Annotated in this window: 14 protein-coding genes; 10 read left to right on the forward strand and 4 right to left on the reverse strand. The window is 32.7% G+C overall.

Going from position 1 to position 14440, the window contains the following annotated elements:
- Window positions 1–14 precede the first annotated feature (14 nt).
- The 8 genes from E0F76_RS07500 (at window position 15) to E0F76_RS07535 (ending at window position 8207) form a co-directional block, all read left to right on the forward strand.
- The gene (locus tag E0F76_RS07500) at window positions 15–1028 is read left to right on the forward strand and encodes a type II glyceraldehyde-3-phosphate dehydrogenase (protein WP_132003660.1); all 1014 of its coding nucleotides are present in this window, start codon (window positions 15–17) and stop codon (window positions 1026–1028) included.
- Window positions 1029–1039: 11 nt separating this feature from the next.
- Entirely contained in the window at window positions 1040–2101 is a 1062-nt protein-coding gene (locus E0F76_RS07505; RefSeq protein WP_132003663.1) for a class I fructose-bisphosphate aldolase, read from the forward strand.
- A gap of 115 nt (window positions 2102–2216) precedes the next feature.
- On the forward strand, window positions 2217–3059 hold the full coding sequence (locus E0F76_RS07510; protein WP_132004019.1) for an ATP cone domain-containing protein: 843 nt from the start codon (window positions 2217–2219) through the stop codon (window positions 3057–3059).
- A gap of 13 nt (window positions 3060–3072) precedes the next feature.
- Window positions 3073–4452: an MBL fold metallo-hydrolase RNA specificity domain-containing protein gene (locus E0F76_RS07515; RefSeq protein ID WP_132003666.1), complete on the forward strand. Its 1380-nt coding sequence runs from the start codon at window positions 3073–3075 to the stop codon at window positions 4450–4452.
- Between the two features lie 13 nt (window positions 4453–4465).
- Entirely contained in the window at window positions 4466–5005 is a 540-nt protein-coding gene (locus E0F76_RS07520; RefSeq protein WP_132003669.1) for an AAA family ATPase, read from the forward strand.
- A gap of 109 nt (window positions 5006–5114) precedes the next feature.
- Window positions 5115–5699: a hypothetical protein gene (locus tag E0F76_RS07525; protein ID WP_132003672.1), complete on the forward strand. Its 585-nt coding sequence runs from the start codon at window positions 5115–5117 to the stop codon at window positions 5697–5699.
- A 4-nt stretch (window positions 5700–5703) separates the two neighbouring features.
- Window positions 5704–6006 (forward strand): phosphoribosylpyrophosphate synthetase, encoded by a 303-nt coding sequence (locus E0F76_RS07530; RefSeq protein WP_132003675.1) that lies wholly within the window; start codon window positions 5704–5706, stop codon window positions 6004–6006.
- A gap of 119 nt (window positions 6007–6125) precedes the next feature.
- Entirely contained in the window at window positions 6126–8207 is a 2082-nt protein-coding gene (locus E0F76_RS07535) for a copper-translocating P-type ATPase (protein WP_132003678.1), read from the forward strand.
- Between the two features lie 1364 nt (window positions 8208–9571).
- Here the strand turns inward: E0F76_RS07535 and E0F76_RS07540 are convergent.
- Window positions 9572–10258 (reverse strand): SIMPL domain-containing protein, encoded by a 687-nt coding sequence (locus E0F76_RS07540; RefSeq protein WP_132003681.1) that lies wholly within the window; start codon window positions 10256–10258, stop codon window positions 9572–9574.
- Between the two features lie 49 nt (window positions 10259–10307).
- A complete protein-coding gene (locus E0F76_RS07545) occupies window positions 10308–10949 on the reverse strand; it encodes a rhomboid family intramembrane serine protease (RefSeq protein ID WP_132003684.1) in 642 nt (213 codons plus the stop codon).
- Window positions 10950–11122: 173 nt separating this feature from the next.
- Between E0F76_RS07545 and E0F76_RS07550 the strand changes: the two genes are divergently transcribed.
- Both E0F76_RS07550 and E0F76_RS07555 read left to right on the forward strand, forming a co-directional pair.
- Complete coding sequence (locus tag E0F76_RS07550; RefSeq protein WP_132003687.1) at window positions 11123–11992, forward strand: lysophospholipid acyltransferase family protein; 870 nt, start codon at window positions 11123–11125, stop codon at window positions 11990–11992.
- 199 nt (window positions 11993–12191) lie between these two features.
- Window positions 12192–12491 carry a hypothetical protein gene (locus tag E0F76_RS07555; protein WP_132003690.1) on the forward strand — a complete coding sequence of 100 codons (300 nt, stop codon included), beginning with the start codon at window positions 12192–12194 and terminating at the stop codon, window positions 12489–12491.
- 499 nt (window positions 12492–12990) lie between these two features.
- On the opposite strand, the gene E0F76_RS07560 is transcribed toward E0F76_RS07555, so the two are convergent.
- Entirely contained in the window at window positions 12991–13572 is a 582-nt protein-coding gene (locus E0F76_RS07560; RefSeq protein ID WP_181954034.1) for a porin family protein, read from the reverse strand.
- Window positions 13573–13591: 19 nt separating this feature from the next.
- Entirely contained in the window at window positions 13592–14353 is a 762-nt protein-coding gene (locus E0F76_RS07565) for a membrane metalloprotease (protein ID WP_132003696.1), read from the reverse strand.
- Window positions 14354–14440: the final 87 nt, after the last annotated feature.

A 14440-nucleotide genomic window follows, 5' to 3' on the forward strand; every position in this document is an offset into this window, starting at 1 on the left:
AAAAATAAAATTATATGAAAAATATTGCAGTTATAGGCTACGGAGTAATCGGAAAAAGAGTGGCTGATGCTATTAATAAACAAGACGATTTGAAACTAGTAGGAGTCTGTGATGTTATCAGCGATTGGCGCATTCAAAACGCTGTTAGAAAAGAGTACAATATCTATGCAGCAACACCCGAAGCCGAAAAAGAAATGAAAATTGCAAATATTCCATTAAAAGGAAGTATGCAAGAACTTTTAAAGAAGGTAGATTTAGTAGTGGATTGTACCCCGAAAAATATAGCTGCTCAAAATATAAAAATGTATAAAGAAATAGGTATTAAATTTATAGTTCAAGGTGGTGAAAAACACGAAACTACTGGTCATTCCTTTAGTGCCGAAAACAATTACAAATCAGCAATAAATTTAAACGCTACAAGAGTAGTTTCTTGCAACACCACTTCTATTTTAAGAACATTGACTGCCTTAAAAAATGCTGGATTATTAGAATATGCTAGAGGAACACTTTTAAGAAGAGCTACAGACCCATGGGAAAGTCATTTAGGTGGTATTATGAACACTATGGTACCAGAAAGAGATATACCGAGCCACCAAGGTCCCGACGCCCAAAGTGTTGACCCTGATTTAAACGTTATTACTTCTGCAGTAAAAGTACCCGAAACCTTGAGCCACATGCATTATTGGAATGTAAAATTAAAAAAGAAGACCACAAAAGAAGAAGTGCTGAATGCTTTTAAAACGTCAAGCCGCATCAAACTAATTCATTACGACCAAGGTTTAGTTTCAAACAATACCATTAAGGAAATGTTTCTAGACATGGGACGTCCGTGGGGCGATATGTATGAAGTGGCACTATGGGAAGATATGCTGAAAGTTGTGGGCGATGAATTATTCTATGCCTATGTGGTGGACAACCAAGCTATTGTCATACCTGAAACTATCGATGCCATTAGAGCACTTACAGGAATTGAAATGGATGCGGATAAATCCATTGCTAAAACAAATGAAAGTTTAGGAATTCATTAAATCTTTTTAAAATGAAAGCAGGAAAAAACATATCAGAAATCTTAGGCGATAAAGCAGATTATTATTTGGATTACGTTTGTGAAAAGATCACAAAAGACCAAATGCAAACCCCAAGTAAAAATAGTCTCGATAAAGTATTTGCAAATAGTAACAGAAATCCACAAGTACTTCGGAGTTTATCCCAACTATACAACCACGGAAATCTGGGCGGTACTGGATATTTAAGTATCCTTCCTGTCGACCAGGGTGTTGAGCATAGTGCTGCCTTTTCATTTTATAAAAACCCAGACTATTTTGACCCTGAAAACATTATAAAATTGGCGATAGAAGGAGGCTGTAATGCAGTAGCTTCCACTTTTGGGGTTTTGGGATTGAACGCAAGAAAATATGCTCATAAAATACCATTCATAGTCAAAATCAACCACAACGAACTGCTTACTTACCCCACAAAATATGACCAAACACTATTTGGTAGGGTAAAAGCTGCTTGGGATATGGGAGCTATAGCTGTAGGTGCAACCATTTATTTTGGATCTGCCGAAAGTAACAGACAACTCAAAGAAATTGCCGAAGCATTTGAAGAAGCACACAATTTAGGTATGGTCACTATTTTATGGTGTTATCTAAGAAATGATTCGTTCAAAAAAGGCAATGTTGATTATCATGCTTCTGCAGACTTAACAGGACAAGCGAATCATTTAGGTGTAACCATTGAGGCAGATATTATCAAACAAAAGTTGCCAACTAATAATTTCGGATTTAAAGAAATTGGTTTTAGTAAATATGATGATGAAATGTATGAAACATTGACTACTAAACACCCCATTGATCTATGTAGGCTGCAAGTAGCTAATTGCTATATGGGAAAAATTGGATTAATCAATTCAGGTGGTGGTTCCGAGGGTGATTCCGATTTGATGGAAGCAGTAACAACTGCCGTAATCAATAAAAGAGCCGGTGGTTCAGGCTTGATTTTAGGTCGAAAAGCATTTCAACGACCTTTTAAAGAAGGTGTTGATTTGTTACATACAGTACAAAGTGTTTATCTGGATAATAAGGTAACAGTAGCATAGTTTATAGTTAAGAAAGACTAATACTGTGGTAAGTCTTTTAAAACTTAAAAAAGAAGGATTGAAAGGAATATTTATAGTTATTAAAAAACTAGAAATATGTAAAAAACTTAAAAAAATGAAGAACACCATCAACATAGTTAAACACTCAGGAGACATCGTCCCATTTGATGTTGAAAAACTGATCAAGTCCTTAAAACGCTCACAAGCAAATGAAGAACTTATTAAGCAAATCGTCCAGCAAGTTAATGCATCGCTATATGAAGGCATCACTACCAAGCAAATCTATAAGATGGCTTTTAAAATGCTTAAAGGCAAGTCACCTGTAAGTGCATCGAGGTATAAACTCAAAAAAGCATTAATGGAATTGGGACCGTCTGGCTTTCCTTTTGAAAAACTAATAGGAAAACTACTATTGCACGAAGGATATGAAACAAAAGTTGGAGTAATTGTAGAGGGTAATTGTGTGCAACACGAAATAGATGTCATAGCGCAAAAGGATAATGACCATTATATGATAGAATGTAAATACCACAGTGATCAAGGACGATTTTGCAATGTTAAAATTCCTCTTTACATTCAATCAAGATTTTTGGATGTTGAAAAACAATGGAAAAAACAACCAGGTCACAATACAAAACTTCACAAAGGATGGGTTTATACAAACACTAGATTCACAACTGATGCGATTCAATATGGAACTTGTGTAGGTTTAGGTCTGGCAAGTTGGGATTACCCGAAGGGAAATGGACTTAAAGAACGAATAGACAAATCAGGACTACATCCGCTAACCGCTTTAACGACGTTGACAAAAGCGGAAAAAAGAAAATTATTGGATAAAAACATTGTGTTGTGTAAAGAGATTTATGAAAACTCATATCTACTGGAAGAAATAGGAATTGATAAAATACGGCAAAAGAAGATTCTGGATGACTCTCTGCAATTATGTAACGAACATTAAAAACTAAGAAATCATGGAAAATAAAAGTATTAAAATTCACTTTTTAGGAGCTGCAGGAACGGTAACTGGCTCTAAATATTTAGTGGACACAGGAGACAAAAAAATATTAATCGATTGTGGTCTTTTTCAAGGACTTAAAGAACTGCGTCTTAAAAATTGGGAATATCCACCAGTCAACGTGTCAGATATTGATATAGTACTACTAACGCATGGTCACATGGATCATACAGGGTATTTACCAAGATTGGTTAAGCAAGGCTTCAACGGCCCCATTTATGGTACTAATCCTACCTTGGATATTGCGAAAATCATACTTAATGATAGTGCTAAAATCCAAGAACAGGAAGCCGAACGTGCTAATAAAGAAGGTTATTCAAAACATAGTCCAGCAGAACCATTATACGATTTAAAGGATGTGGAAAAAACAATTCCTCATTTTAAGAGCGTTCCACAATCACAATGGATTCCATTGTTTGATGGTATCAGGGCTAGATTTCAATATAATGGGCATATTTTAGGAGCTACATTTATAGAACTGGATGTGCACGGAAAACGTTTTGTCTTTTCAGGAGATATAGGAAGAACAAATGATTTACTGCTGTATTCTCCTTTGAAACCAAAAAAAGCGGATGTACTTTTCATAGAATCTACTTATGGAGGTCGTTTTCATCAAGAGGAACTAGAAGCCATTCCACAAATTGAAAAACTGGTCAATGAAACCATAAAAAGAGGTGGTAGTCTATTTGTACCCAGTTTTTCTGTAGAACGTGCGCAATTGATGATGTTTATTCTTTGGAAATTGCTTAAAGAAAATAAAATTCCTAAAGTACAAATGATAATGGACAGTCCTATGGGTGCTAACGTATTGGAACTATTTCATCGCACAAAAGATTGGCATAAGTTAGAAGATAACGAATGCGATGAAATGTGTTCTCATTTTACAGTAGTAAGCAGTTATCGAGAAACTATGGAATTACGAACAGATAATAAACCAAAAATCGTAATCGCAGGTAGTGGAATGCTCACAGGTGGAAGAATGCTAAACTATTTGGAGACGCAAGCTCAAAATCCTGATAACACCTTACTTTTTGTAGGGTATCAAGCCGAAGGAACTCGTGGAAGAAAATTATTAGAAGGCGAAAAAGAATTAAAAGTGTACGGAAAATGGGTACCTTTCAAAATGCAAGTAGCTGAAATCGAAGGACTATCAGCACACGCAGACCATACAGAACTTATGGACTGGATGAGTAAAATAAAAAACAAGCCCGAACGTATTTTTATTGTTCATGGGGAGAAAGAAGGTGCGGAAGCACTACAGAAAGGAATAAAAGAAACCTATGGTTGGGATGCTGAAATACCTCAGCTATATAGTGTTGAAGAAGTTAAATTATAAAATAGAGGTAAATATGATGAATCGTTCAACGCAGAAAAATTGGTATGTTGTCACTGGCGGCCCTAGTACTGGTAAAACAACGGTAATTGATTTGCTTCAAAAACAAGGATATATTACTACAATAGAACATGCACGACATTACATCGATACGATGCGAAATGAAGGACATTCAGTTGAAGAAATTAGAAATAACAAAAGAAAATTTCAATTAGGAGTTCTAGACATGCAAATCGAACAAGAAGCTTCAATTAAAGCGAAAGATATTGTTTTTTTGGACAGAGCCATTCCAGATGCTTTAGCCTATTATCAATTTTTGAAATTAGATTATGATGAAAAATTAATAAAGGCAATAAAAGAAACCTCTTATAAAAAAATTTTTATTTTAGATAGACTCCCTTTTACAAAAGACTATGCCAGAACAGAAAATAAAGAGGATCAAAAAATTATTCACCAATTAATAATTGATGTTTATAAAGATTTAGGTTTTCCAATTGTTTTTGTGCCTGTTTTGCCTCCTTTAGAAAGAGTTAAATATATTTTAGATAATGTATAGAAAAATGTCAAATATAAAAAACAAATATAATTGTAATACCAAATCCATTCTATCCTATTTATGTCTTTTCATATTGTTTATTTGCACAAGTGCAAAATCTCAAAACAACATGTTTTTAGAACAAATAGAAGGTAGAACTATCGTAAGAGAGAACTATAATGATAAAGGTGATTTGCTAAATAAGCAACTTTTTGAAGCTGGAAAAATCACTAAAAAAAAGGATTATTATGAAATAAAAGTAACAACCACTTTATATGATAAAAATAAAATACTAAAAGAAAAATACACTACAACATATAAATGCGAACCAGAAAAGTTTAGTATTGTCTTATTTGTTTTTCCTTTTGCAGACCCAAAATCAAAAGAAACCGAAATCAGTACAAAATCAATAAATTTTAAAGAATTGTACAATATCGAAAAGCTAGAGAATGTTGATTTAGACATAAGTTTTGATTCGGGTTTAATGAATTTTTTTGGTTCAAAAAGCACCATAAAAATCTATGACAGAAAAAAAGAAATTAATAATCGAAGTTTAAGTATAAAATCAAAAATAAGTATCAAAGCATATGCTTTTGGTATAAGAATAAAACAATTAAATTATTCATTAACTGAAAAGTTAAATTCAAACGGTTTACTCACCTATCAAAAGTTTATCGAAAATGATGGTAGTTACTTCACAATGCTATATAAATAAAAAAATGAAAAATTACGACACACTTTCAGAGGCAATTAATGATTTAATAAGTAACGGTTATACCTACGATTTCAATTTACATCAGGATTGTATTAAATGTGCTTCAATTTCCATTGAAATTCATCCAGAAGATTTTGAGGTAGATGAATTTTATCGGTTTGAAGGAATGAGTAGTACAGACGACAACAGTATTTTATATGCAATTTCGTCTAAAAATGGAATTAAGGGTTTATTAGTCGATGCCTATGGAGTATACAGTGAAAACTTGAATGAAAAAATGATACAAAAACTGAAGATGAAATATTAAATAAATAATTTAAAACTCATTCAGGTACGATAACGATAAGCTAGTTCTACTAATAAGTCAACCTTTAAAAAAATTATACCTTAAATATTCAAATAAAAATAGCACAAAAAAACCGAAATATGGAAAATCACGTAGAGCACGAGAATAAAGAAATGGATCATTCAAAGATGGATATGACCAAGGAGGAACATGCTAAGATGGATCACTCAAAAATGGATCATAGTAGTATCCCCATGGGAATGGAAGGGCACGATCACCATAAAATGATGATAGCCGATTTTAAAAAACGCTTCTGGTTAGTAATCGTACTAACGATCCCGATCTTGATTATTTCTCCAATGATACAAGACTTACTTGGTTATCATTACTTACTCCCAGGAAATCCTTATATCCTATTTGCTCTTTCAACCATCGTTTATTTTTATGGGGGATGGCCTTTTCTAAAAGGCTTTGTAGGAGAAGTAAAAAAAGGAGCTCCGGGAATGATGACCTTGATAGCAATGGCCATAAGTGTCGCCTATTTTTATAGTTCTGCAACAGTTTTTGGTTTAAAAGGAGTAGACTTCTTTTGGGAACTGGCTACATTAATAGCCATAATGCTCTTGGGGCATTGGATCGAAATGAAAAGTGTACTAGGAGCTTCCAAAGCTTTACAATTATTAGTAAGTATGATGCCTGCTGATGCGCATCGCGTTGAAGGCGATAAAATAGTTGATATAAAATTAGAAAATTTACTGAAAGGCGATGTTATTTTAATAAAACCTGGTGAAAAAATACCGGCAGATGGCGTTATTCTAGAGGGATCTAGTTATTTAAATGAATCCATGCTTACGGGCGAGTCAAAACCAGTGAAAAAGGAACTAAATGACAAGGTAATTGGAGGTTCCATCAATGGAAATGGTTCGTTGAAAGTGACAGTTGTACATACGGGAAAGGACAGTTATTTGAGTAAGGTTATTAAGATGGTGGAAGAGGCGCAGAAAACCAAATCTAAAATGCAAAATCTTTCAGACAGAGCGGCAAAATGGCTTACGTATATAGCGCTATCTATTGGTTTTGCAACTTTAGCAGTATGGCTTATTTTGGGTTTTCCCTTTGTTTTTGCCTTGGAGAGAATGGTTACCGTAATGGTTATCGCTTGTCCGCATGCTTTAGGCTTAGCCATTCCCTTGGTAGTGGCTATTTCAACGGCAGTTTCTGCTCAGAATGGTTTGTTGATTCGCAACAGGACGGCATTCGAAGAATCGAGAAAAATAACCTTACTCCTATTTGATAAAACCGGAACATTGACCAAGGGAGATTTTGGAGTTACCCGTATTGAATCCGTTGATGAAAAATACACTTCAGATGAAGTGTTACGACTTGCAAGTGCTTTAGAACAAAGTTCAGAACATCCTATAGCCGTTGGAATTATTAAAAAAGTAAAAGAAAATAAGGTAACGATACCAAAACCTGAAAATTTCAATGCTATTACCGGTAAAGGCGTGGAAGCAGATGTGGACGGAAAACGAGTAAAAGTGGTAAGTCCAGGTTATTTAAAAGACGAAAAAATAACGATTCCAGAAGACGCCTACAGCGATGCCGCAGAAACGGTGGTGTTTGTATTAATTGATGGAAAACTGGCTGGTTATATCGCTCTAGCAGATGAAATCCGCCCAGAATCCTTTGAAGCCATCAAAACATTTAAAAAGAACAACATTAAAGTATTTATGGCTACAGGAGATAATGAGATCACTGCTAAATCCGTAAGTGATAAACTAGGCTTAGATGGCTATTTTTCTGAAGTTTTGCCCCATCAAAAAGTAGAGATCGTAAAAGATTTACAAAGCAAGAAAGAGTTTGTCGCTATGACAGGTGATGGCGTCAATGATGCCCCTGCCCTAGCACAAGCTAATGTGGGGATTGCAGTAGGTTCTGGTACGGATGTAGCCGCTGAAACTGCTGATATTATCTTGGTGAACAGTAACCCACAAGATATCGCTAATTTAATTTTGTTTGGTAAAGCAACCTACCGTAAGATGATTCAAAATCTACTATGGGCTACAGCTTATAATGTAGTAACCATTCCTCTTGCAGCAGGCGTATTGTATTCGTCTGGATTCGTTTTAGGTCCTGCGGTTGGCGCTGTTTTTATGAGCTTAAGTACTGTTATTGTCGCCGTTAATGCACAATTGCTAAAAAAACAAATTAATAAGGTATAATCCAACAAAAATCAATTTCTTACTAGTGAGTGGTACTAAATAAAAGTGATACTAAGAATCTGGAACATCAACAACGATTAAATACTACAATCTTAAAAATGAAACCCAGTAGTAACATTCATGTAGACTATTTATTCCTTTGCACAATCAAGACGGCAAAGGAATGAATAAGTCAAAAAAGGTAGATCTTGAAAAGAACTTCTTAAAATAAAATTAAGTAACCTTTTAATCATGGCTTTATTTATATGTCTAATTCTGAAATCGCGATACACTTACAGCGTCACTTTGGAAAAATATCAGTAAACAGACACTTAAAAAAACTAAATGATTTTGAAACTATTAAAAATAAAGCCAGTATTGAATCACTTGACTTTAGCAGGAACTCATAATCTTAAACTAAATTTTAAAAAAACAATTCAGTGTTCAACTGTATTCCCTCTCACCTCTTAAATTTTTTTTTATTGCATTTAATGTTTTATCCAATAAATGATTTTGAATGAAAATTAAAGAATCTACGCCGAAATTTAACCTTCTAAAAAACACTTAAAATTAAAAAAATCTACCAAATAAAAAATACAAATATATGTATATCTACAAGTTACACTACTAAAAACACAACTACCTAACAATGTTAAAATAGCAATAAGGTGTTCGATTAAAGCCGCAGTCACTCCACTGGATTGGATAATTGAAGAATCATCCTTTTTTATAATAATTCAACACCCCTATTTCTTGCATTAGCAAGTGATCGCGAGACCGTAATGGAATCAAGGTAAGTATATCAAGATCATCTTGATATTATAAACTGCAATCGAGTATAAATTTGCTACCTTCTTTTTAAATAATATTTGCGTAATTGAATAGCCCCTTTAGATTTCGAAAAGTGCTTAAATATTTGAAGATTATCTTTACTACTGCGTTAAAGTATACCCTCACAAGATTGAATAATATTCTTGCTAAGAATCAAAAGATCAAAAATAATTTCATTAAACTACTACAATTTTATTCTAAATTTAGCTATATTTGACTGTTCACTAAACAGGAATTATTACGTTCATTAAGATCAAGTCAATTTACTGATAACAAGATGATTAATCTATGAAAAGAATTCATTCAGTTCTTATGGCAACATCGTGGCACATTAGTTTATAAATTTATAGAAATGCAGCATAAGTAAGGGTTCAGCCGATTAGGTTCGAATCCTACTCTCCCCACAAAATGAAATGACACATTTTTAAGAAGCTTGCTTCATTAAAAATGTGTTTTTTATTTTACGTAAGTTTTCAGCGAATGGCTCCTTAAAAATACTCACAAAAAAAAGTCCTGAAAATTTCAGGACTTTTTAGTTATAGCCAATTCGACTTCTATTCCAAAATAAAACTCACACTTACATTTGCCGTAATTTCAATTTCGCCAGCTGCCAAAGTTTCTCTTGGTGCAGACTCATCCATTGCCATTGATTTCATAGCATACAGAACAGGTCGCGGATTATACGATTGTGAATTATCCGATATAAGTATCGCTTTCCCTACCTTTTGATTCAATACCGATACAAAATCGTCTGCTTTTGACTTGGCGTCTTTTATTGCCAGTTTTCTTGCTTCGGATTGCAATTGCACCATTTTGGATGATTTGAATTCAACATTATCAATTTTGTTAATTCCTTCGCTAATTAATCCTTCCATTAGTTCATCATATTTCGACAAATCTTTCAATAAAATTTGAATGGATTGTGTCGCTATATAATTATATTTCTTTTTTGCAAAATCATAGTTGGGATTTAAAGAAATTCGCTGTGTTTGAAAATCTTCTTTTGCAATGGATGCTTTTTTGATGAATTTTAAAACAGCATCTATCTTTTTATCATTTTCCCTTTTTACATCATCCGCTTTTGAACCCTTCGTTTCCAATGAAATTGCAATGAGGACCTGATCAGGAGCCACTTTTATTTTTCCTTCACCAGATACCGTAATCATTGGAACTTGCTTTATTTCTTGTGAATAACTCATAGTCATGAACATCACGGTAAGCATAAATAGTACTTTTTTCATATTTATTAATTTAGTTTATTTCATAATGACTACTCAAATGGTATGCCAATTAAAGTTTTCCAGCTTTCGCCAATGCGAAAAGTATCAAAATTGGAATGGCTAAAAGCACTACCATATAAGTATTGTTTGCAAACATTGATGGTTCTTTAAGTAAAGTAATCACATAACCGCCAATTGCTCCTCCAAAATGAGCCGTGTGACCTATATTGTCATTCTTAGCTTTCATTCCATAAATTGAATACAACAAATAGCCAATACCGAATAAATAGGCTGGTATAGGAATTGGTATAAAAAACAAATACAAGTTCATACTTGGTTCTATCAAAATAGCCGAATACAAAATCCCGATTACTGCACCTGATGCTCCAATGGCCCTGTAACTATAATCATTTTTATGCATCAACAAAGTCAATAAACTCCCTGTAACAAGACTTACCATATAAATAAATAAGAAGGAGAAATCTCCAAAATAATTTACCACAACAGGCGCAAACATATAGAGAGTAAACATATTAAAAAACAAATGCCCCATATCAGCATGCAAAAAACCAGAGGAAAACATACGAATTTGTTCCCCAGCTCGAATACTTCCAATATGAAATTCGTATTTCCTGAAAAAAGAGACATCATTAAATCCTTTGAAACTGAATAATACTGTAGCAACAACAATTACAATTAATATAATACTCATAAATAGTTCTGTGTTTTTTTTTATAGAAGTGTAAATCTAATTAATAATAATGGCATTTAAAACAGAATTGCAACCTTAAACCCAAATTCCGCATTAGAAATCTACTACGGAATCTGGGTTAAACTAACACCTGAAATAAATATTTAAATTATATTTGTTGAAATATTTAATTAATGCGGTTTTTAGTATACCTTATAGCTTACCCCTTTTTATGGTGCATTTCGATGCTGCCTTTTCGATTATTATATTTTTTTTCTGATTTCACCTACTTAATAGTCTACTATATAATTGGTTATCGCAAAACGACCGTTCGTGAAAACCTAGCTTTAGCTCTTCCACATCTTTCTGATGATGAAAGATTACTAATCGAAAAAAAATCCTTCCATCATTTGTGCGACATGTTTCTCGAAATGATTAAAACATTGTCCATTTCAACAAAAGAAATCAATCAACGATTTGTTTTTACCAATATAGAAATATATAAAAAATTAGAAGCTCAAGAAAAAAGCATTGCTCTTATGATAGCGCATTATGGAAGCTATGAATGGTCTATTTCTATGAATGCTTATGTTAATTTCAAAGGGTATGCTATCTATAAACAATTAAAAAACCCTTATTTTGATAAATTAGTCCGTTCTATTCGATCAAAATTCAAAGCCAAACTTATCACAACTAAAGAAACTATTCCGTTAATTCTTAAAAATAATAAAAACAAAAAATTATCTATTTACGGATTTGCAAGTGATCAATCTCCAAGAATTTCTTCAGCATTTCATTGGCAAAAATTTATGGGAATAGAAGTTCCTGTTCATACTGGTGCAGAAATGTTATCCAAAAAATACAATATGAATGTTGTTTTTTTGAAAGTTAAAAAAATAAAAAGAGGGTATTATGAGGGTACTTTTGAAGTGTTATCCGAAAACGCCAAAGAAGTTCCTAACTATGAAATTACAGATAAATTCCTAAAATTAGTCGAAGAACAAATTTATGAAGCTCCAGAATATTATTTATGGACTCATAATCGATGGAAACACAGGAGATAGTGGTCAGTTGTCAGTGGTCAGTTTACTAAAAACACCAATTAAACCACTGCACTACCTATTTTTTCTCAAATATTGGTGCTATTTATAAATCAATTCGTTTTTTATTAAAGCCGAATTAACAGTAAACAAAAGTTTTTTTTTAAAATAAATACAAGAATTACTTTCTAAAAATTAACTGCATAAATTTTACATTTGTCCAATGGCAAACAATACTTCACCGCATATATTAACTACCTCGGCTAATCTTTTGGGGTTTTGTCTTTTCGTAATCACCTCATTACATATTTCGAACAAAATAGAGTCACATGTAATTGATGGATTTACTTCGGTTATAGCCGTTTTACTCACTTGTTCCTGTATTTTTTCGTTTATTTCTATCAGAACCAAAAGCGTAGAACGCGAATACAAATTTGAAACTATTGCCGATTACTTTTTTGTAACTGGACTCGTGGGAATCTTGGTAGTTATCCTGCTAATAACAATGAACTTTATTAAATAAATAGGTGTTTTTTAATCTACTTGAAACCTACAGGTCAAAAAAAAAACCTTGCAGGACTAGTAATTAAAATATCAATAAAAATTAATTAAATCAGATTTAAAAATTCTTCAGAAATGTTGCGAGCACTAATTTTTATTAATGATCTTAATGGTTAAAGAAGAGAACATAAGTTGTGAGTATTAATTTTATCTCAACAATTAAGAAAATTAGAACTCCTTAAATACTACTTTACACCTTAATTTTCTAAATGGTTAAAGAAAAGAGAATATGTTGTGAGCACTATTTTTTATTAAACAATTAAGAAAATTAAGGTTCATTAAGAATTACTTTAAACCTTAATTTTCTTAATGATCTTAATGGTTAAAAAAACAACAATACTAAATTGTTCTTTTTTTAACAAATTCCAGTTGATTACTTTTAATAATAATCAAACTCAAAAGTTGAGACAAAAAAAAACGCTTCTGAATTAGAAACGTTTATAAATTGTATGTTTTTTATTTTATAAATCAATACCAATAGAAAACTGCCAAACTCTATTGTATGCTTTGCTATTATCATATAAATCGCCCAAACCATGATGATAACGCACCCCAAAACTAATTCCAGAATCTGTTTTAAGTCCACCTCCAAAGTTTAATCCCCAATCAAAATTATTAGGATTGTATTCTTGTGAACTATTAAACAATCCTTTGTATTCTTCTTTATGTGTAATAGCCAATCCTATTTGCGGACCTGCTTCAAGAAACAAATTTTTAGTTGGGTATGCTTTAAGCATTAAAGGTAAATTGATGTAATTCAACTTTTGGGTAACAGTTCCACTACTATTCGTAATTACATACCCTTGTTGAGAATACATTAATTCCGGTTGAATTGCAAAGTTGTCATTTAAAAATTCTTCCCCATAAACCCCAATGTGAAAGCTATGACGCTGTTCAGTTTCTCCGTCACCATCAAAACTTACGGAAGCGAGATTATATCCCCCTTTAATACCTGCATTCGATTTATGTTTCGTAGTTATTTGAGCATTTATAGCAAATACTATACCCAATAGCAAACCTATTGTTAGTTTTATTTTTTTCATATTTCTTTTTTTAAATAAATTATTTCCCGCCATTAGCACGAAGATCAGCAAGACATTGCGCATCTAGACTTGGAGCTGAACCACCAGAAACCATATTACCTATTCCATGGCCAGTTTCGGATGACCAATACATTAAACAACTTTCTACATTGCAATGTTTAGGATGAGTAGTGTCTTCATGACTACTTTGTAATGCTGCACCTAAATTGGTAAGTCCTAAAATATGTCCAAACTCATGGCTAATAATCGTAGTTTCTAATACGCTCCTATTTGGTTTAAACGGACTATCACTCAAACCATGAACCGTTTGCTCATAAATAACCATCGAAGTATTTCTATAAGCGGTACCCAAGACAACCGAAGTACTGGTGTCACTCGATGATTTTCCATCAGTAAAAAATAACCAAACTGCAATTTGATTTGAAGTGTTAAATTTGGTTCTGTTTGCGTCTTCAATTGCTGCAATTTCTGTGTTGGTAAAAGTTGCTTTCCCAGTTGATGGAATGGCTCTTTTTACAATAGTTATTCCATTTGGTTTATTCGTTCTTGCATTTAGAAAAGAAACAAAATTAGTAATTGCAGTTGCCGATGGTTCAAAACCTTGAACATAAACGACTTCTATAATCATGCTGGTAAACTTTTTTTCCGATAATAAATCATTAGATGAACTTCCAGTTACTTGTTTATTAGTAACAGGATTTATACTATCAACGGCATCTTCTTTTGAACAGGATACAAATAAGACCAATCCCATTATTAGCACTACAATTACTTTTTTCATTTTTTTTATTTTTATTATAATTTTATTTTTTAAAAGAACAGCTACTTCAATAAAGCAACTGTTCTTAAAATAATTTAAATTGAGTTT

Origin of the sequence: Flavobacterium cellulosilyticum, assembly GCF_004349355.1 — a bacterium.
GTDB classification, from domain to species: Bacteria; Bacteroidota; Bacteroidia; order Flavobacteriales; family Flavobacteriaceae; genus Flavobacterium; species Flavobacterium cellulosilyticum.